Origin of the sequence: Paenibacillus durus ATCC 35681 (assembly GCF_000993825.1) — a bacterium.
Taxonomy (GTDB): Bacteria; Bacillota; Bacilli; order Paenibacillales; family Paenibacillaceae; genus Paenibacillus_AQ; species Paenibacillus_AQ durus_B.
Map to the genome: position 1 here is coordinate 1,553,561 of NZ_CP011114.1, position 21,166 is coordinate 1,574,726.

Genomic DNA, 21,166 nt, shown 5'->3' on the forward strand with positions numbered 1-21,166 from the left:
CCTTTTTTATGTCCAAATACGCATTTTCCAGGATTTACACAACCTATACAACGATCTAACATTCTACTTACGTTTCATTGCTAAACTTTTCCTATTGTCCCCAGTGACGAAAAAAAGATTAGAAGGAGATTAGGATGAGATTATTGAAGTACATAACAGCTATGCTGTTGGCTTTTCTGTTGGCGACGGGGTCTTTGAATGCGGCAGGACCTGTATTGGCAGCAGAGTCTTTGGATGCAGCGGTACCCGTCAGTAAGGTGACAGTAACATTCAATGGCGATCCCAAGACCTCCAAGGGATTCACGTGGTACACACCAGAGGCTTCTCAAGACAGCACTGTACAGGTAATTGAAGCGACCTATGGAAAAGCGGAGTTTGACACTGGCCTTACGTTCAAGGGAATAACCCAGGTATCTACAAACTCTCCTCTGGAGAATGTGCATAAAGCCGAAGCTACCGGCCTCAAGGCAGACACCGCTTATTATTTCCGTGTGGGGGACGCCGTGCTGAATGTGTGGAGTGAAGCGGGAACGTTCAAGACGGCGCCTGCAAGCGGAGCCTTCACGTTCATCGACCTGGCCGATACGCAGGCGAAGACCGAGGATGAAGCGATTCTTTCCTCCGAAACGCTGTCCAAAGCGCTGGCGACGGTTCCGAATGCCGACTTTGTGGTCCATAACGGCGACATTGTCGATAACGGAATCAAGGAAGAGCAGTGGAACTGGCTGATGGGCCACTCCCAGCAAAGCCTGCTGAACACAACGATTGTGCCGGCTGCGGGCAACCATGAAGACGAGAACTATGCGTTCTTCGAGCATTTTAACATCAAACCGGCCGCAGGCTCGGCCACAGAAACGGGAGCGTATTACTCCTATGATTACAGCAACGCGCATTTTGTGGTGCTGAACTCGAATGAGAACTCGGAGGAGTACGCGGATTTCTCTAAGGATCAGGTAGAGTGGTTGAAAAGTGATGTGACAGCAGCCAAAGCGGCAGGCGCCCAGTGGATTATTGTGAACATTCACAAGGGGCCGTACACGACATCGAACCATGCGACCGACAGCGACATTATGGGGCCAAACGGAGTCCGCAACAAAATTGCCCCATTGATGGCAGAGCTGGATATTGATTTTGTTTTTCAGGGGCATGACCATATTTACGCCCGCACCAAGCCGATTAAGAGCGATAACACCGCCGCCGCAACTGCGAAATTCATCGAATCGCAGAACGGCAAATCTGTGGAATACACGGTGAATCCGGATGGCACGATCTATCTGATCCCGGCGACAGCGGGACCGAAGGTCTATTACAAGAATCAAAAAGAAGCGCTTGGAGGAGACAAGTATTACGATCTGTTCGAGCGTGCGGAAGAAAATCATGCGGCGAAATACGGCCCGGACCCAAGCGACGCTACCCGTCCAAAACGCAGCCAGGTACAGAACTTCGTGGGCATCACGATTGACGGAGGCAAGCTGACGGCATTTACGTATGAAATTGATCAGAATGTGAATAACGCTGCTCCGTATCTGGTTGACCAGTTTGGTATTCAAAAGGATGTTGGAGTCAGCAAGGTGACAGTAACATTCAATGGCGATCCCAAGACCTCCAAGGGATTCACGTGGTACACACCAAAGGCTTCTCAAGACAGTGATGTACAGGTAATTGAAGCGACCTATGGAAAAGCGGAGTTTGATACCGGCCTTACATTCAAGGGAATAACCCAGGTATCTACAAACTCTCCTCTGGAAAATGTGCATAAAGCCGAAGCGACCGGCCTCAAGGCAAACACCGCCTATTATTTCCGCGTGGGGGACGCGGAGCTCAATGTGTGGAGTGAAGCTGGAACGTTCAAGACGGCGCCTGTAGGCGGAGCCTTCACGTTCATCGACCTGGCAGATACGCAGGCGAAGAGCGAGGATGAAGCGATCCTCTCCTCCCAAACCCTGGCCAAAGCGCTGGCGACGGTTCCGAATGCCGACTTTGTGGTCCATAATGGCGACATTGTCGATACCGGAACCAAGGAAGAGCAGTGGAACTGGCTGCTGGGCCACTCCCAGCAAAGCCTGCTGAATACAACGATTGCGCCGGCTGCGGGTAACCATGAAAACAAGAACAATGCGTTCATCGAGCATTTTGATATCAAACCGGCCGCAGGCTCGGCTACAGAAACGGGAGCGTATTACTCTTACGATTACAGCAACGCGCATTTTGTGGTGCTGAACACGAATGAGAACTCGGAGGAGTATGCGGATTTCTCTAAGGATCAGGTAGAGTGGCTGAAAAGTGATGTGACAGCAGCCAAGGCGGCAGGCGCCCAGTGGATTATTGTGAACATTCACAAAGGTCCGTACACGACCTCGAACCATGCGACCGACAGCGACATCATGGGACCAAACGGAGTTCGGACCAAGATCGCCCCGCTGATGGCCGAGCTGGATATTGATTTTGTCCTTCAGGGACATGACCATATTTACGCCCGCACCAAGCCGATCAAGAGCGATAACACCGCCGCTACGACCGCGAAATTCATCGAATCGCAGAACGGCAAATCTGTGGAATACACGGTGAATCCGGATGGTACGATCTATCTGATCCCAGCGACAGCGGGACCGAAGGTCTATTACAAGAATCAGAAGGAAGCGCTTGGAGGAGACAAATATTACAATCTGTTCGAGCGTGCGGAAGAAAACCATGCGGCGAAATACGGCCCGGACCCAAGCGACGCTACCCGCCCAAAGCGCAGCCAGGTACAGAACTTCGTCGGTATAACGATTGACAGCGGCAAGCTGACGGCATTTACGTATGAAATTGATCAGAATGTAGACAACGCTGCTCCATATCTGGTTGACCAGTTCGGTATTCAAAAAATCTCCAGCACCGGTAATAGCGGTGACACTCCCAGCAATACTGGAGGTGGAGGAACGAAACCAGCGGTGCCAACTACGCCGCCAACGGCACCTGCCGCACCAACAACGCCAACAGCGCCAGCGCCAACCACCCCGGCAACAAAGCTGAAGGATATTGATGGGCACTGGGCAGCATTTGCAATCAACAAGGCCGTGGAGCTTGGATTTGCCAAAGGGTATGCGGACGGAACCTTCCGTCCGAACCAAACGGTCAACCGGGCAGAGTTTATTACTCTTCTGATGCGTGCTGTGAAACATGCGGACACCGGGAAAGCGCTGGACTTCAAAGATGCGGGCAAAATTCCGGCTTGGTCGCAATCCTTTATCGCGCAAGCTTTGGACGCGGGTATTATTGCTGGCTACAATGATAACACCTTCCGTCCCGAACAGGTCATCACGAGAGCCGAAATGGCGGCGTTGATTGTCCGTGCTGGCGGGGTCCAAGTGAACCCTAAAGCGGTGCTGTCTTTTGCAGATGCCAAAGATGCTCCGAAATGGGCGGTTCCTTACATTGCAGCGATTAAGGATGCAGGGCTTGTGAATGGAATCGGTCAGAACCGGTTTGCTCCAAATCAAAGTGTTACAAGAGCGGAGGCTGTAACCATCATTCTAGGGCTGCTGCAGCGAGCGCAATAATAGCAGTTTATCTATAAACAGGGCGTCCCATAAGCCATGCAATTGGCTAGGGACGCCTCTTTCGTGTATTCAATCCATGACAGCATGAATACACGTATCTAATATTCGCAGACTTTCTACAGCGCTTGACCTGGGGTTGCGCGGTTGAATCTGATAGCAAACCCGCTCAGGCGGAGGGGATTCCAGTTGATAAATAAAGAATTCGCCTGTTTGTTCATACCGGCGTGCCAGAGACATCGGAACAATCGCCCATTTTTCAGGACAATCCATGAATGTTTCTATCAGTGAAGCCGCATCTAAACGGATAGGCGGATAATTTCTGTCCCCAATCCACCTGTCATACCATGCCCGAAAGGAGGGGTTCCACTCAAAAAACAGCTGATTTGACGTATCTAACTCGTGATCGATTAAGGTGTTGTTTGCAACGGGTAATTTTCCTTTGCTTATCACTATCATTTGCTCGGTAAGAAACTTTTTTACAAGCATATTAGGCATAGGCTGTTCCAAATTGGCAAAAGCAATATCGATCTCACCACGTTCCAACAATTGGTACAGTTCCGTTGATTGCTGAGTGCGAATGCGAATCTCGATTTCTTTTGAATATTTGCTCAGTTCCTTGTAAATGGCAGGGAGGACGTAAGTTTGGATGCTATCTGCCGCTCCGATCGAAAGGGTCAAGTTTTTGGTGCGGGTGCGGATCTGGCTGGTCTCCTGAATAAGGGCCTCCCATCTTCTGGCCAGCGCTAAAAATTCCTGCCCGCTGGAAGTTAACGATAATGTTCGGAGTCCTCTTCCACGGTCGATTAAGCTCATCCCGACTTCCCGTTCCAGTTGAGCTAACCGGTGACTTAGAGTCGACTGGGATATAAATAAGGAGCTGGCGGCGTCGGTTAAACTACCGTGTCTTACTATAGAAAGAAAAGCTTCGATTCCTAATGTGTCCATGGCGTAACACGCTCCAAAATATCAACTTTATTAATATTAAATCACGATATATTGTATTTTACAATTATTCATGAAGGCTCTAAGATTCAATTTAAGAATGAATTTTAGCCCAAAAGAAGGAAGTGTCCTTTTTCATGAGATTGCTCATTATTTTTCTTTCCGTGACCAACGCTTTTATCATTATTTACGGTCCACAGCCCATTCTTCCTTTATTCATGCGGGAATTTGGCATATCGATTTCAACGGCCAGTTTGTCGATTTCGTTAACGATACTCGGCATTGTGTTTTCATCGCTGTTTTTGGCTGTATTTTCCGATAAATGGGACCGTAAAAAAGTGATACTATTCTCAAACCTTCTGCTGACCATTCCCAGCCTGGCCTTATTTTTTACCCATTCGTTCAGTTGGCTGCTTGTGTTTCGATTTGTTCAGGGAACCTTGATAACCGGAGTAACGACGATCCTGATGACCTACGCGGCCGAAGAATTTCCTGTCAAGAAAAAAGGAATGGTACTGGCCACGTATGTTAGCGCCACCTTGGCAGGAGGACTGCTTGGCCGGGTATTATGCGGATTGATTACGGAACACTTTAATTGGGAATTATTCTTTCTTATAACAACGGTTATGACAACTCTCGTCAGTCTATTGATTTATTTCTTTTTATCGGAATCGACTGGGCAGGTGAAAAGCGGTAAACAAAACTTCACGGATCATTTCAAAAATCTGCCTTTGCTTTCGATTTTCTTTATTGGATTTTCCCACTTTTTCGCTTTTGTCGGATTCTTCAATTACTTGCCTTTTTACGCCAGTCAGGCGCCTTTTAATTATTCCGTCACTCAAACCTCGCTTCTCTATCTAACATATATTTGGGGAATTGTATCTTCGCTGATTACGGGGATGGTCTCTAGCCGGTTTGGCCGAAGAGCAACGATTGCCACCGGACATCTGGTGGGAGCCACAGGGATTTTGGTTACGTTGATTCCTTCTCCATATACGCTTATTTTAGGCGCTTCGATACTGACTTTAGGCCAATTTTGTTCCCAATCTTCAGCCACCGCCTATATTACGGATGTTGTCACTCACTCCAAGGGTGCGGCGACTTCCTTGTACCAGTGTTTCTTTTATTTGGGAGGAAGCCTCGGGGCGTGGATACCTGGAATCCTGTGGAGACATTTTCATTGGTCCGGTATCGTCGTTACGACGGTAGGTTTTATTTTATTGGCTTTAAGCAGTAATTATTTTCTTGGGGGAAAAAGAAATCGTGTTGCTCAATCTAAGCGCGTGGCTGTATAAACTAAGTTCAAGAACCGTATCCATAATTTTTGAAGATTTATCCAGCTTAATTGGGACCTACGAATCTACTGTACTTTACGCCCCGTGGCAATGCGGGTCTTCTGCATAATTCTTCATAACCGAAAAAATGGCTTAGGGGAGCTGCTTGTATATTGGGGGCGCTCCAGTTCTTCGGCAATGATGCGCATGCCCTCTTCAATATCTTGCTCATCGGTCCGAATGATGCTAAGGCGAAGCAAATTAAGCTTAGGAAAAGATGGAAGGAACTGATTATCGGTTGCCAATACATCAACGCCACGATCCTCCAATCGCTTGACCAAATCTTCAGTATGAATGGAGTCCGGAAGGTGTATTGAAGCGAAAAGCCCTCCGCATGATTGGATGGTATATAAGCACTCTTTGGGCAATAATCGCTGTGAAATTTCTCTTAGATGTTTAATGCGCTGATTGTACAAGGATTTCATTTGCTTCGCATGATGAGCATACATCCCGGACTTCATATAAATCTCGAGTACACCTTGAGAAAGCACCGAGGTGCTCAGATCCGCCGCATGTTTATGCCATTGGAGCAAAGGAATAAACGAAGTTGGTACTGCTGCCGCAGCAAGCCTTAATCCGGGCAGCATCACTTTGGAAAAACTTCTGAGATAAATGACATGACTGGCTCCATTATAAGCGTGAATAGGATCTGCTTTACTGTTTGTTTCCAAATCAGCAAGATAATCATCTTCAACGATGTAAACGTCATTGGCTTTGGCGAGTTCTACCAGTCGCTGTTTGTCTTCCGCTGTATAAGAAGTGCCTAACGGATTATGGAAGCGCGGGATTGTATAAAAAAACTTGATCATATTACTTTGAAAATAGCGCTCCAAAGTCACCCAATCAATCCCGTCAGGAGTTCTTTCGATGCCGATTACGGTTCGTCTTTGTGTCTTAAGCGCAGCCAGCATTCCCCAGTACGTTGGTTGCTCGACCAGAATGTTAGTTTTTCCATTTGGAAAAGGCATCCCGGCTAGAAGATGGAGAGCTTGCTGGGCGCCGGAAAATATAAAAACTTGCTGAGCTGAAGGAAAAACCTGTTGCTGCTGAAAAAGCTTCACGATCTCCTGGCGAAGAGAAAGTAAACCCTGTGGATCGGGATATGTGAATATGGACGCCTCAAATAATTCCATCGCTTTGTTCAAGCATTGACGAAAGTCGACTTGCGGTATCGACGAGGGATCTGGAGCGGCTGATGCAAAATCGATTCGTTTTGTTTGCAGCAGGGGGAGGAGCGCTTCTTTGGCTACGACAAAATAACCGCTTTTCGGGCGTGAATAAATGAGATATTGTCTTTCGAGTTCCTGATAAACACGAATGATCGTGTTGAGGCTGCAACCGAATCTTTGACTCTGCTTACGGATGGAAGGCAGCTTCTGACCGGGCTTGATGATACCATTGACTATATCCGAACGGATGATTTGTTGAATGGATTCCTGTTTGTTTTTCACAAATAAGCCTCCAACTAAAAGAATTTAGTTTCTATATCTGTATCCTTACAGATGAATAAAAGGTCAATATACATAGTATTTTGTATCTATTATAATACAAATAATTCATACAGAAGTGTATTTTAAAGTTATTTTCATACTTTGTTATCTCAAAGTGTCGAGTGCATTTTTGTAAATTTTTTAGAGGTGATTGTATTGAATAAAACGACAAGCGGCTGGGTCAATGGGTTCCTGGGCGTACTCATCTTCAGCGGCTCGCTACCAGCCACACGGTTGGCTGTGATGGATTTTGATCCGTTGTTTCTCACCGTATGCCGTGCCGCAATTGCTGGGGTGCTAGCGGGAGTACTTCTCCTCATCTTCCGGCAACAACGGCCTGTCCGAAGCAACATTGTTCCGTTATTGCTAGTATCACTCGGCGTGGTAGTAGGTTTCCCGCTGCTGACAGCCTTGGCGCTTCAGTATGTCACATCCGCGCATGCAATTATCTACATTGGACTTTTGCCGCTTGCGACGGCGATTTTTGGTGTACTGCGTGGTGGTGAACGTCCCAGACCAATCTTTTGGATTTTTTCAGCTCTAGGCAGCTCCCTTGTAGCAGGATTTGCCCTAACACAAGGGGCTACATCTTCGCCGGTCGGTGATGTGTTAATGCTGGCTTCTATTATCGTGTGCGGTTTCGGTTATGCGGAAGGAGGACGACTCTCACGGAGGTTAGGAGGCTGGCAGGTGATCTCCTGGGCACTCATTCTGTCGCTTCCCGTTATGTTACTGCTTTCGTTTTATTACATGCCGGTTTCGTGGGAGGGTATCAGTGCTTCCGCACTTTGGAGTCTTGCTTATGTCTCCCTGTTCAGCATGCTCATCGGCTTTGTGTTCTGGTATCGTGGCCTTGCCCAGGGAGGTATAGCAGCGGTCGGGCAGTTACAACTTCTCCAGCCTTTCTTTGGGCTGTTACTTTCGGCTCTCGTTCTTCACGAGTCAATTGGTTGGCCTATCTTTATAGTAAATATCGGTGTCGTCCTGTGTGTGGCGTTCGCACGGCGATTCGCAACAAAATAGGGGAGGAAATATGGAAAATTAAAAATCTAAATGTGGCAATCCCTACTCCATTCCTGGAATCCTCTGGAGATATTTTCATTGGTCCGGTATCGTCGTTACGACGGTAGGTTTTATTTTATTGGCGCTATTAAAGTAGGCAGCCTGGTGATTAATTCACTCCAAGGCTGTCTTTTTTTGTTAAAATCTCTACACGTGATTGGAGTTAATTAACGATTGAGTTAAGATTGACTTTGCAATGAAGTCAGCTATAATAACGTGTATTCTATAATGTGTTAAAATATCTAACATAATTTAATCGGATGTTTTCTTGGGAAACGGGAAAGGATCGTTTTGTTAATGAGATTAAGCAGTTTTCATTTAACTAAAAACTCCATTGCCTTTAAACTAATCATTTGTATACTGGTCGTTCTAATTCCTTTGAGCGGGCTTCTGATTTATAACAATTATCAGGCCATGCAGGTTGTTCGGCAAGAGGTAGCGGAGACCAACCGGGAATTTGTGTCCGTCTATATGGAGCATATTGACAGCCGACTGGATAATTTGGAGTTTACTTTGAAGAGTTTGATGGCCCAAGACGAAGATTTAACGATCATGATGGATGAAACGAGCGGAGATCAATATCAAATGGCGAAATCCAGATTATCTCAAACTTTGGAGAAGGAGAATGACCCGAATCTGCTCACCGATATGCTGTTTGCGTATTCCATCCCCAATCAGGAATTTATTGAGGTCTTCGATAGCGAGAAAACTTCATATCAGGAAAGGCAGCAAGTTCGGGATTACATTTCGGCTTTAAAGCCAAAGGGTTCCGGTATCAATGAATTATTCCCGAAACAATGGGCGGTTCGTCAAATCGGCGGACAATATTATCTTCTGTATATTTTAGAATCAGGAGATATGCTCCTGGGTACGTGGATCAAAGCGGACAATCTCCTTAAACAGTTCAACTTGGTCATTCTAGGAGAAAATGGAAAATCATTATTTGCGACCACAAGTGGAGAGCCAATGCATAAATTTTCGTGGTTGAACGGGAATGGTGTTGATCTCTCCCGGAAACCGGGTTCTTTTTATCTATCAGGTAATCCGGTAAAATATCTGGTCGTAGGCAGTCCTTCATCAAACGGCGCTTTCAGTTTAATCGCACTTATTCCGGATAGTCAAATACGAGAGAATCTGCCCAATGTCGGAAGGCTTTCCGCTTTTATTATGATATCCTTTCTGATTGCCTTATCCGTCGTTCTGCTGCTGTTACAGAAGGTCGTTCTGGCACCTTTAAATCACATTCTCAAGGCGATGAAGCGTATTCGGGAAGGCGATATGAAAGCCAGAATCGATTCGTTTGATACTTCAGACGAATTTCTGGTAGTGAACGAAACGTTCAATAGTATGATTACCCAAATTCAAGAGCTTCGTATTAGCGTCTATGAAGAACAACTGAGCAAGCAGCAGATTGAACTTCAGAGGCTCCAACTGCAGGTCAATCCGCATTTTTTAATGAATACTTTGAATATTATTTATAACTTATCCCACTTGAAGGACTATAAGTTAATTCAGGAATTCACGCTTTGCCTGGTTCAATATTTCCGCTTTATGCTGCGCAGCAACCAAGCTTTTGTACCGCTTAACGATGAGCTGCATCACGTCAAGAATTATATTCGGATACAAGAATTGCGTTTCCCGGGAAGCTTCTCGTGGGAGATCGAGATTCCGGACTTTGCGCTTCATGTCCCTGTGCCGCCAATCTTGATTCAAACCTTTGTGGAAAATACGTTTAAATATGCCATCTCCAGCGACAAACCGATCCATTTATCCATTTCAAGTCAATTTGTTTATTTCGAGCATGTGCCATGGCTTCAAATTACTGTTCAGGATAACGGGATTGGCTTCCCAGGCAACGTCCTTCAGGCGATCCGTGAGGGAAAACCGGTTATAGATGAGATGGGCGAGCATATCGGCATTTGGAACGCACAGCGCAGGGTGGAGTTATTGTACAATGGACAAGCTTCCCTTTTGTTCGAGAATAAGGATCCATCGGGAGCCGTTGTGACAATCACCATCCCAATCTTGGATCACAATCACTTGAGAGGTGAGTGAGATGACATCATTGTTGATAGTGGATGATGAGAAACTGGCGGTAGCGGGAATAATAAGTGTCCTGAACCGTGAAAAATTGCACATTACCCAAATTCATAGCGCCTATAACATAAATCAGGCTAAAGAAATTTTTCTCAAGCAACCGGTTGATGTGATGTTATGCGATATTGAAATGCCTTCCGGATCCGGACTTGAGCTCTTGGATTGGGTAAACAACAATTATCCCAGAACGGTATCGGTGATTTTAACCTGCCATGCCGATTTTGAATATGCCAAAAGAGCGGTTCAACTCAAAAGCTTGGATTATATCTTAAAGCCGGTTCCTCCCCATGAACTGGAGGCGGTTGTAGAGAAAGCCATAGAAAAGCTGCATGAAGATCAAACGCAAGCGCAGCTTAGCATTTATGGACATTACTGGTTCCAGAATCAGCCCTTGCTTATTGAGAAGTTCTGGCTGGATGTGCTTAATCAGAATATTGAACCGGATGCAGGCGCAATTTCACGGGCGGCTACAGAGCGAAATATTCCTCTTCATGATGCTGTTGTCCCGATTCTAATCGTCTTCCAAAGGTGGCATAATGAAGTAAACCATACCGGGGAGCAAGCCATGAAAGCAGCCATAAGGAATGCTGCGGAATTTTTTGTGAATTCGATTCAGGAAAATAGCGTCCTTCTCTCTCTAGGAACAGATAAATTTTTAGCCATTGTGCCGGCCACCTCAGATGCTAAGCCAGTCATTCGTCAACTATTGAAATCCTGTGAGCGATTTATAGGTGATTGCCACCGTTATTATAAATGTGATCTGTGTATTTATTTGGGAGAAGACGTCGTTCCACATAACTTAGCTGAAATGGTCAAGAATCTTAAGGGGTTGGAAGAGAATAACGTAGCCTACTATAACAGGGTGATTCGCTTCAATTCAATCAAACCGGCAACTGGGCAGTTAGTGCCGCCTAATATGCAGCTTTGGTCGGCCATGCTTCTCGGTAACGCTGTGGAGGAAGTCATACAAGAAGCCATCCATTATTTGAATGGCTTGGTTGAGCTCTCCGCAATGAATGTTGAGAACCTAACTCACTTCCACCATGATTTCCTGCAAATGATCTACTATCTGCTAACGGAGAAAGGGGTAATGGCGCGTCAGCTGCTTAGTGACAAGCAGTCTTTAGCTTTATCCAAGAAAGCCAATCGATCTTTAGCGGATATGATCGACTGGATTCGCCATATCGTCAATAAAGCAATGCGTTGCTTGGGGACAATTGAAGAAGCTCAATCCGTTGTTGAGAGAACGAAGGAGTATATATTGAGGAATATCAATAAAGAGCTGACACGGGAAAGTATCGCAGGACATGTGTTTCTTAACCCCGATTATTTGGCAAGAATTTTTAAGAAAAGTACCGGTGTTACAATTAACGATTTTATTCTAAATGAACGGGTGATCATAGCCCAAGAACTGCTTGCCAAGACCGATATGCCAATCAGCGCCGTTGCGGCTCATCTAGGTTATCTGAACTTTTCAAAATTTTCGCAAATGTTTAAGAACAGAACGGGTTTTAATCCTGTCAAGTATCGGGAAACATCTAAAAGATTACAAGCTAAAAAAGTTAAATAACCTCTAATAAAGGGGGAGGGGTTTATGAAGAAATTTGGGTGGATGTGTTTGGTATTTCTGATTTTGTTGACGGCTTGCAGAAATTCCAAGGATAAAGCAGCCAACATGAATTCAGGTGGTGGAAATGCGGGACAGGAGACTGTGGAATTAACAATGGCCTTTCATTATTTTGGTTCGGTTCCGCAGGATTTGGGTCTTGTTGAGGAAGAAGTAAACAAGATTACGGAAAAAAAGCTTAATATTAAGGTGAAGTTCCTTCTAATTGGATTTAGCGCTTGGCAGCAGCAGATGAACTTGATGTTAACGGGCGGTGAAAGTCTCGATTTGATCGTGACCGGCACAACTCCTGTCTTCAGTTTTACCCCCCAAGTAGCCAAAGGCCAGCTGCTCCCGTTAAATGATTTGATCGGACAGTATGGGAAAGGGATTAGGAAAGTGATGGATCCTGCTTGGCTTAGTGCGGGTCAGATCCGAGGAAATATATATGGTATTCCATCATTAAGGGAAATGGCCGGTCAATCTGGTTTTATGATGCGAACAGATTTGCTTCAAAAATATAACATTGATGCAAGCAAGCTAAAAACGGTTGAAGATGTTGAAAAAGTATTGGCTCTGATTCACGAAAAAGAATCGGATTTGATTCCTTTGGCACCACATGTCCCGGACGAAGATTTCGTAAGCACCCTCTCCAATTGGGACACGTTGGGCAATGGTTTGGGTGTTCTGATGAATTACGGTGATAATCTACATGTTGTTAACCTGTACGAAACCCCAGAGTATAAACAACGAGTTGAATTGTATCATAAATGGTTTCAAGCCGGGTATATTCTCAAGGATGCCGCGACTTATAAAGAAATCACGTACGATCTTGTGAGAAATGATCGGGTGTTTGCATATGCCAGTAATATAAAGCCCGGTATCGAAATGGAGGCACTAAAACAAACTGGCAAGCAAATGACACCAGTGTCAATGACTAAACCATACACGGCCTCGGACAAGTTAGGAACGCTGATGTGGGGAATACCTGCAGAATCCAAACATCCTGTAGAGGCGATGAAATTACTTGATCTTATGTATACGGACAAAGAATTAGTTAACTTGCTGGATTGGGGTATCGAGGGTAAGCACTATGTGAAAGTATCGGATAACGTAATCAAGTTCCCTGATGGAATCAATGACTCGAACAACCGATATAGTTTGAATTTAAATTTCCTGTTTGGCAACGAAACTCTATCCTATGTGTTTGAAGGAGAAGACCCGAAACTCTGGGAGAAAATGAAAGAATACAACACAAACGCCACAAGATCTAAAGCGCTAGGTTTTACGATGGACCAAACACCGGTTAAAAGGGAAATTACCGCCGTTTCAAATGTAATTAACCAATATGCTCTGGGATTGGGAACAGGATTACTCGACCCTGATAAAGTGCTGCCCGAGTTTATTTCTAAGCTGAGAGCAGCTGGAATCGACAAGATTATAACGGAAAAACAAAGACAGCTTGACGAATGGGCAAAACAAAATAAGTAAACATTATCAATGACCCGAACCAGGTTTTTTAGGTTTGGGTCATTTTTTTGAAGTGGGAATGCAGGGAGGAAGTTTCGAAGGACTGCCAAAAGGTCCGGTTTAGAGCATTTACAAATCGGTTTTGGAGTGGGAGAGGGATAGTATCGGATATATGATTATCTTGTTAGAAAATCTATCATATCTGGGGGGAATAAAGAAATTTCGTAGATTCGCCAGCAATCAATGTCATAAAGTCTTACATTTCTAAAACAAAAATTAAAATCTGACGAAATGGGGTAGAAGGATGAAGAACGGTTGGAAGAAAATTGTTGGAACAATGATGGTTGGTTGTTTAGCGGCAGCTACAGTAATAGGTGCTGCAGATGTTATAAACAAACCTGAAACGGTATCTGCTGCTCAAAGTAATCCATTCCAGAATGAAAAGCTTGTTGATACGACACCTATTAAAGTGGCGGCTGTAAGTGCTGATACAGAGCGTTTTAATTTGAAAGCTGGGTTGATAAAAGCAGATAAAATTACGAAAGAAGCTAAGAAGGCTGGTGCAATATTAGTTGCCTTCCCTGAAGTTTGGCTTCCAGGCTTTATTAATGGAGAACCAGATCCAGATGGAATGCCGCCTAAACCTTTCCAAAAATATATTGACAATTCGATTGAAGTAGGAAGCAAGGAATGGAAGGCTCTTTTAAAAATTGCAGATGATAATAATGTTTATCTCTCTATGAGCTTTTCTGAAAAGAATACGAAAACGAAACGTCTTTATATGACGCAGGTACTTATTAATCCTGAGGGGAAAGTAATCGATAAAAGAAGCAAAATCAATCCTTCAGGTGGTGAACGAACCTATTTCTCTGACGTACCAATGAAAGATAATCTGAATGTTGTGAATACAGCATTAGGCAGAATTGGTCAGCTTTCTTGTGGTGAGCATTTCAAACCGATGATGACTTTTCCAATGATGGCTCAAGCAGAAAATATTCATATAGCTTCTTGGCCGCTTAATAATCCAGATAATGACGGAAATTTTTGGTTTAATTATCACTTGAATATGGTTAACTCTTCTTATTATGCTCAAAATTCCGGTGCATGGGTGATTGCGCCTGGTATAGGAAAAGCGGCTATTTTTAATGGTGGTGGTGAAATTGTAGCTGAGTCAGATAATAGGAATAGTGATTTTGCTATTGCAGAAATTGATCGTGCTCCATTTAAAAAATATGTTCAATTTCAGAATGAGTGGTACTCTTATAATGTTCTCGGCTTAATTGAACAGAATTATAAAGGACCTCATAAACCAAAAAAACCGGTTGAAACCCTGAATCAACCTAATTATACAAAATTTAAATAATGAAGTTTGGAAACAAAGGAGGTCTGTCATTTGCAGACCTCCTTTGTCTACGAATAAAATTAAAAAAGTCCGTATGTTAATCAAGATTTTCCTTCAAAATCTCTAACCCTTTTGTTAATCTCTCCAACGAATGAGTAGATGCAAGCGCTATTCGCAAAAACTTGTCAGGTGTACTGGCCCCGCTTAAAAAGCGGTCGGAATGAAAAACTCGAATCCCTTTGCTCTGAAAGGACTTCTCTAATTGTAATGCATTGCTGTTTCCCGAAATGGGAAGCCATCTATAAAAGCTAAGCGGATGGCCTGTATGGGAAACCTCAGGGAAAACCTCTGAAAAAATCACATTTGCTGAGTCCGCCAGCTTCTTTTTTTTCTTCACAATCTTGTTCGCATCCCCGGATAAAATGAGTTCGGTTATGATTTCGGCATCCAATGAAGAAGTCTTCACATTGACATTAAAAACAGCCTTCAAAATTCTCTCTCTGAAGCTGTCGCCAAATACCATATACGCCACTCGAAGTCCCGAGCATATGGACTTGGAGGTGCTGCAAATATAGACGGTTTGTTCCGGCAGAAGCTGAAAAATGGGCTGCACATAATCGTCAATAATGCCGGCTGTTAAAAAGGCGTGAATATCATCTTCAATTAAAATCAAATGATGCTTTCGAATCATGTCGGCCAACTCTTTTTTTCGGGTTTCTGACATCATTACAGTAGTGGGATTGGCACAAGAAGGCATTAAGAAAATACCGTGAATGCCAAGAAGAAGACATTGATTGTCAAGCTCATTCGGCAGCATTCCATGCTCGTCACCCGTGATCGGAACCAGCTTAATCCGGTACATTTTGGAGATTTCAATAAAATTGGCGTAAGTAAACCAATCGACGGCAATCCGGTTTCCCGGCTCAAATAAAGCTAACAGCGCTATGGCCAATGCATTTTGCGCTCCCGAAACAATGGCCATATTTTCCGTATCCGCTTGAACGCCAAAAGCCTTCATCCAATTGAGACCCGCCGTTTTGTGATGCGGCATTCCTGTGGGATCGTTGTAATTCAAGAGCTGCTCCAAGTAGCTTTTCTCCATCACTCTTTTGGCAGCCGCTGCCACTATGGAATTGCTTTGCTCAAAAGAGGCAACAAATCCAAGGTCAATACAATCTTCTGAAGCATTTTCTTTGGAAATGGTGATGCTGCGTGCAGCATTGGGCGAAACAAACGTACCGCTCCCGGTGACTGCATAGATCAATCCTTTTAATTCGCAGAGCTTGTAGGCGCGGGTAATTGTCGTAAAGTTTATGTCCAAAAAATCGGCCAGCTCCCGTTGGGGAGGAAGTTTGGTGCCAGGGGCTAGGAATCCGTTTGCAATATCCTGTTCCATTAATGAAGCTAGTGAAAGATAAATCGGACGTTTCAATGCGTCTTTGTCAGGCTTCCAAGACATGGGGTAATCTGTGAAGGAATTAATCGGCATATTATGACCTCGCAAAATTGTAATCCATACAATTATACCATTGATTGTATGGATTTGCATTGTTACAATGGCTTGGAAGTCATTGTGATGAGGAGATGCAAGCTGGATATGAAACATAAAAATAAACGGCTATTGGCACTGCGTACAGCCTTTCCCGCTACTACCCCCATTTTGGCGGGTTTTCTATTCCTGGGAATTGCTTATGGAATTTATATGAACGTATCGGGTTTCGGCGCGGTGTATTCCATTCTGATGAGCTTGACTATTTTTGCCGGATCGATGGAATTTGTTACTGTCACTCTGCTGCTTGGCGCATTTCATCCACTTGGAGCACTGATTCTCACTTTAATGGTCAACGCGCGTCATCTGTTCTACGGGATATCCATGCTTGAAAAGTACAGGGGGACGGGACTGAAAAAGTTTTACTTAATCTTTGGTCTTTGCGATGAGTCCTTCTCCATTAATTACACAGCCGTTATCCCGAGTGGGGTAGACAGAGGATGGTACATGTTCTTCATCACTCTGCTTAATCATGCTTATTGGGTGCTTGGAGCTGCAATTGGCGGGATTTTCGGTTCTCTTGTGCAATTTGACATGGAAGGGCTTGAGTTTGTTATGACTGCTTTATTTGTTGTCATCTTTATTGAGCAGTGGATGAAGGAGACAACGCATCACAGCGCATTACTCGGTTTAGGGCTGTCGCTTTTATGTCTTTTTATTTTTAACACTAGCAGCTTTATTATCCCTTCCATGATCGTCATTCTGTTCATTCTTACTGTATTGAGGAAGCGATTGGAGAAAAGAGGCGAACCTGCATGTCAATGACATTATTGGAGCGCATGATTACAATTGGAATGGTTGTTTTGGGAACCATGATGACCAGATTTATTCCTTTTCTTATTTTTCCGTCAGGCCGGCCTACACCAAAGTATGTAAAGTACCTTGGAAACGTATTGCCTTCAGCGGCTCTGGGGTTATTAGTAGTCTATAGTGTCAGGGATGTAAACCTAATGTCCGGCAACCACGGAATACCCGAACTGATTTCGATTGCTGTGGTTGCTTTGGTCCATATTTGGAGGAAAAATATGCTTTTTTCTATTGTGAGCGGTACGGTCGTCTATATGGTGTTGGTTCAATTGTTATTTTGATTAGGTCCGCAAATAGACCTGATGCGGAAACTCTCTATCAGGTCTGTTTTTCCCATGCTCGATAAAAGAACCTGCTTCTTAAGCACTCGCCAAGTCCTTCGCTTCTCTTTCGAAGGTTCGAACCAGTTCCGGATAAAGGTCGCCTTCCCGCAGCAGTTCCTCATGGGTGCCTTCCTCGACGACCTGCCCGTCTTTCATGACGAAGATGATGTCGGCATTCATTACCGTGGACAACCGATGCGCAATGATGATCGTTGTCCGTCCCGAACGCTTGTCATCCAGGAGCTGCTGCACCTTCCTTTCCGTCTCCATATCAAGGGCGGAGGTCGCTTCATCCAGGATGAGAATATCGGGATCTCTCAGCATCGCCCTTGCCAAGGCAAGACGCTGACGCTGGCCACCGGAGAGCTGAATGCCCCGTTCCCCGATGGTTTCATCCAGCTTGTTCGGCAGCTTCATTACCGTATCCAGAAGCTGCGCGTCCTGCAGCACACCGATAAGCTGTTCATCCGTGTCCTCCCGGCCGAACAGCACGTTCTGCCGGATCGTATCGGCGAGCAGGTAAGGCTCCTGGAATACGATCGCAATCCTGCTCATCCAGTCCTGGCGCCGAATATCGGTAAGCGGAATGCCGTTCACCAGAATTTCGCCTTCGCTTGGATTGTAGAAGCGGGTAAGCAGTTGGGCTACCGTCGATTTGCCGCCGCCGCTTGCTCCGACGAATGCGATTTTCTTTCCAACAGGCAGGGCGGCGGTAAGGCCGTTAAGTATATTTTTGTCCTCATAAGCGAAGCTGACGTTCCGGAAATGAATGGATTGAACCTCGCCGCTGAGCGGTTTCGTCCCGTAATCGATTTGCGGTATTTCATTGAAGTCTTCGATGCGGTCGATTAGAGCGAATCGCGCGATCATCATCATGACGTAACCAAACAGCCAATGGATTTTCTCCATAATTTGCAGCACCAGTTGCAGGACAACCACGAAGGTGCCGAGGCTCAGTCTGCCTTCCATCAACTGATATCCGCCTACGGCTACAACCGCAACGGAAACTCCCCACCGCAGGGGCTCGCTGAACAGCATCTGAAGGTTGACGGTCCGCCCTTCCTGCAGGATCGCGTCAAAGTATTTTTTAAACAAGGCTTGATAGCGGTTTGACTCCCATTCGGTCCTGTGAAAGGCAACGACCTCCCGTGTCGAGGAGATTCCTTCCTCCAGATGAACGGTCAGATCGGTCCGCTTTTCCAGCACGACGGCTGCCGCTCTCTTGATCCTTTTTGCAAAGAAACAGGCATTTCCGATATACAGCAAGCATACGGCCAGGATGCATACCATGACCCAAATGCTGGAGTAGCCAACAATAGCAAGCATGATGAGCGCTTCAAACATACTCCTGATCCCGGTGGGTGTAAGGTAGCTGACCAGAGAACCCGTATCCAGCACATCACTGTTCAGGTTCTGGACAAATCTGGCGGCTCTCTCCTTTTGGAAAATAGAGATGGGGAAGCGGAACAACCGGCTGAACATGTTTTTGGTCATGACTTTCGTAATGATATATTCATTTCGGACAAACGTATACGGCGTGGCGACGAACAAGATGGCACTACAGATGAAAATAACGGCGTAAACACTGAGCAGAACGGGCAGAAGCTCGAACTTTTGCTGCATGAAGAGATCGTCGATGATGTACTTTTGCACGTAAACGGAAGCGACGCCGAAGAAACTTTCCAGAATGAGCAGGACGATGGCCAATTGAAAGCCGCTTCTGATCATCATGAGATGATTCCATATCCATTTGATATATTTCATAGCGTAACCTCCGAATCAACGGTAATTGCTTCCGCCTGATCCTGTCCCTGGGCCAAATTATAGAAGACGCCTTCCCGGGCCATCAACTCTTCATAGGTACCGATCTCTGCGATTGTCCCCTCATCCATGACTACAATCCGGTCAAAATCCTTGATGGTTGATAACCGGTGTGCAACGGCGATCATCGTACGGCCTTCGAAGAGGCGATCCAGCGCCGTCTTGACCTCTGCCTCGGACACGTTGTCCAGTGCGGAAGTTGCTTCATCGAGCAGGACAATTTTCGGATTTGAGATCAGCATGCGGGCAATCGAGATTCTTTGCTTCTGTCCGCCAGACAGCTTCATGCCGCGGTCTCCGACCAAAGTGTCATAGCCCTGCGGAAGCTGAAGGATGAATTCATCCGCAAAGGCATCTTTCGCGGCCTGCTCAATCTCTTCGTCCGATGCCTCCGGCCGTCCAAACCGGATGTTCTCTCTGACGGAGAAGCCAAACAGATACGATTCCTGGAATACATAACCAATACTTCCTCTTAAATCTTGAAAAGACAGCCGGGTGATGGGGACGCCATCCAGCTCGATCCTGCCTTCCTGAGGATCGTAAAAACGGTTGATCAGCTTGAGTAAAGTCGATTTTCCGTTGCCGCTCGTACCGACAATGGCCAACCGCTCCCCGGGCCGGATGTCCAGCGTGAAATCCCTGATGACCGGCGGGCGATTCGGGTAGCGGAAACCAACTCCTTTGAAAGTGATCTGGCCGCTTATCGTTCCCACGGCAATCGGATGTTCCGGTTCCTCCACAAGGGGGTCCAGCAGCATAAGCCTGCGAATCGGATGGGCCTGCTCCAGCATCATGCCTTGCTGCGCGAGATTGCCGATCAGACTGGATAATTTAAACATGACGACAGAGTAAATGAGAAAAAAGGAAAGGAACGCGCCTACAGTTAACGTCTGATTACGGATAAACCAATATCCGAATATGAACAGCGCGACCGCTCCGGCGTCGAAGAACACCCTTCGGATGCTCCAGCGGGTATGTATGAAGAACACCCATTTCAAGGTGGTGTCCGTGACAGTCTGATAGAGCTGAAGCCCTCGCTGCAAATCCCAATGCTCTGCGGAAAAAGCCCGAAAGTCGCGGATGCCTGACACCGATTCATGGATTTTGCGGTTATAATCCATCCGTTGTTCATTCATGCGTTCATTCCACTTGGCGGTCTTACGATCAAGGCTCGGCCCTACAGCATAGTAGATCAGGAAGAAGGGGACGGCAACCAAGGTTAGCTTGAGACTGCCCGACACCATGACGGAAACGGCGAGAATTACGAACAGGGCAAGCTCCAGCATATCGGGAAAAAAGCTGGTGTACAGCTCCTGCACCGAATGCACCTGATTGTTCATTAAAGAGAGCGTTTCGCCTACAGGACGCTGTTCATAGTAAGAAAAGCCAAGCTTACGCAGCTTCTGAAGCACGGAGAACTGCAGGTCACGCGCGGCTTTGCTTCCAACAGCTCTCTGAAGCAGATTACGAAGCAGGGAAGCGCAGACGGAGAGCGCCACAATTCCAATGAGCAGGAGAAGCATCCTTGTAAAAGCGTCTTTGTTCTTAGCCGGAATGATGTTGTCAACCAGATGTTCGATCATCTTCGGGATCACCAATTCTCCCGCAGCGGCAATCAGTCCGCACAGCACGATCACCGTAAGTTGGCCCGCGTAAGGCCGAAGATAGGATACGACCCACAGATAAAGCCTGAAACGGCGCTCCTGCGGATGATCGGCCTGATTTACGGCCACAGCTTCAGAAACTTGACTCAAGCATCAACACTCCTTACCCTGATAAAA

Annotated in this window: 14 protein-coding genes; 9 read left to right on the forward strand and 5 right to left on the reverse strand. The window is 45.7% G+C overall.

Annotation, left to right across the window (positions count from 1 at the left end; all coding sequences use genetic code 11):
* The first annotated feature begins 134 nt into the window (after positions 1 to 134).
* Entirely contained in the window at positions 135 to 3,542 is a 3,408-nt protein-coding gene (locus VK70_RS27075; protein ID WP_046723051.1) for an S-layer homology domain-containing protein, read from the forward strand.
* 69 nt (positions 3,543 to 3,611) lie between these two features.
* On the opposite strand, the gene VK70_RS06980 is transcribed toward VK70_RS27075, so the two are convergent.
* Positions 3,612 to 4,487: a LysR family transcriptional regulator gene (locus VK70_RS06980; RefSeq protein WP_025700517.1), complete on the reverse strand. Its 876-nt coding sequence runs from the start codon at positions 4,485 to 4,487 to the stop codon at positions 3,612 to 3,614.
* 134 nt (positions 4,488 to 4,621) lie between these two features.
* Between VK70_RS06980 and VK70_RS06985 the strand changes: the two genes are divergently transcribed.
* Positions 4,622 to 5,779: an MFS transporter gene (locus tag VK70_RS06985; RefSeq protein ID WP_025700516.1), complete on the forward strand. Its 1,158-nt coding sequence runs from the start codon at positions 4,622 to 4,624 to the stop codon at positions 5,777 to 5,779.
* A 113-nt stretch (positions 5,780 to 5,892) separates the two neighbouring features.
* Here the strand turns inward: VK70_RS06985 and VK70_RS06990 are convergent, their stop codons facing one another.
* Positions 5,893 to 7,269, reverse strand: coding sequence for an aminotransferase-like domain-containing protein (locus VK70_RS06990; RefSeq protein WP_025700515.1), 1,377 nt, complete (start codon positions 7,267 to 7,269; stop codon positions 5,893 to 5,895).
* 195 nt (positions 7,270 to 7,464) lie between these two features.
* Here VK70_RS06990 and VK70_RS06995 point away from each other — a divergent pair, with 195 nt between their 5' ends.
* From VK70_RS06995 to VK70_RS26360, 5 genes are all read left to right on the forward strand, one after another.
* Positions 7,465 to 8,331, forward strand: coding sequence for a DMT family transporter (locus VK70_RS06995; RefSeq protein ID WP_025700514.1), 867 nt, complete (start codon positions 7,465 to 7,467; stop codon positions 8,329 to 8,331).
* Between the two features lie 336 nt (positions 8,332 to 8,667).
* Complete coding sequence (locus VK70_RS07000) at positions 8,668 to 10,425, forward strand: sensor histidine kinase (protein ID WP_025700511.1); 1,758 nt, start codon at positions 8,668 to 8,670, stop codon at positions 10,423 to 10,425.
* Position 10,426: 1 nt separating this feature from the next.
* A complete protein-coding gene (locus VK70_RS07005; RefSeq protein WP_025700510.1) occupies positions 10,427 to 12,037 on the forward strand; it encodes a response regulator in 1,611 nt (536 codons plus the stop codon).
* A gap of 24 nt (positions 12,038 to 12,061) precedes the next feature.
* Positions 12,062 to 13,564, forward strand: a complete 1,503-nt coding sequence (locus tag VK70_RS07010) for an ABC transporter substrate-binding protein (protein ID WP_025700508.1) — start codon at positions 12,062 to 12,064, stop codon at positions 13,562 to 13,564.
* A 283-nt stretch (positions 13,565 to 13,847) separates the two neighbouring features.
* A complete protein-coding gene (locus VK70_RS26360) occupies positions 13,848 to 14,906 on the forward strand; it encodes a nitrilase-related carbon-nitrogen hydrolase (protein ID WP_025700505.1) in 1,059 nt (352 codons plus the stop codon).
* A 76-nt stretch (positions 14,907 to 14,982) separates the two neighbouring features.
* Here VK70_RS26360 and VK70_RS07020 read toward each other — a convergent pair whose 3' ends face one another.
* Positions 14,983 to 16,374, reverse strand: a complete 1,392-nt coding sequence (locus VK70_RS07020) for an aminotransferase-like domain-containing protein (RefSeq protein WP_025700504.1) — start codon at positions 16,372 to 16,374, stop codon at positions 14,983 to 14,985.
* Between the two features lie 108 nt (positions 16,375 to 16,482).
* Here VK70_RS07020 and azlC point away from each other — a divergent pair, with 108 nt between their 5' ends.
* Complete coding sequence (gene azlC / locus VK70_RS07025) at positions 16,483 to 17,199, forward strand: azaleucine resistance protein AzlC (RefSeq protein ID WP_025700501.1); 717 nt, start codon at positions 16,483 to 16,485, stop codon at positions 17,197 to 17,199.
* Complete coding sequence (locus tag VK70_RS07030) at positions 17,190 to 17,522, forward strand: branched-chain amino acid transporter permease (protein ID WP_025700499.1); 333 nt, start codon at positions 17,190 to 17,192, stop codon at positions 17,520 to 17,522. Before azlC ends, VK70_RS07030 begins: the two co-directional genes overlap by 10 nt.
* A gap of 78 nt (positions 17,523 to 17,600) precedes the next feature.
* On the opposite strand, the gene VK70_RS07035 is transcribed toward VK70_RS07030, so the two are convergent.
* Both VK70_RS07035 and VK70_RS07040 read right to left on the reverse strand, forming a co-directional pair.
* Positions 17,601 to 19,328: an ABC transporter ATP-binding protein gene (locus tag VK70_RS07035; protein WP_025700495.1), complete on the reverse strand. Its 1,728-nt coding sequence runs from the start codon at positions 19,326 to 19,328 to the stop codon at positions 17,601 to 17,603.
* The gene (locus tag VK70_RS07040) at positions 19,325 to 21,139 is read right to left on the reverse strand and encodes an ABC transporter ATP-binding protein (RefSeq protein ID WP_025700493.1); all 1,815 of its coding nucleotides are present in this window, start codon (positions 21,137 to 21,139) and stop codon (positions 19,325 to 19,327) included. The genes VK70_RS07035 and VK70_RS07040 overlap by 4 nt, the downstream gene beginning before the upstream one ends.
* Between the last annotated feature and the right edge of the window lie 27 nt (positions 21,140 to 21,166).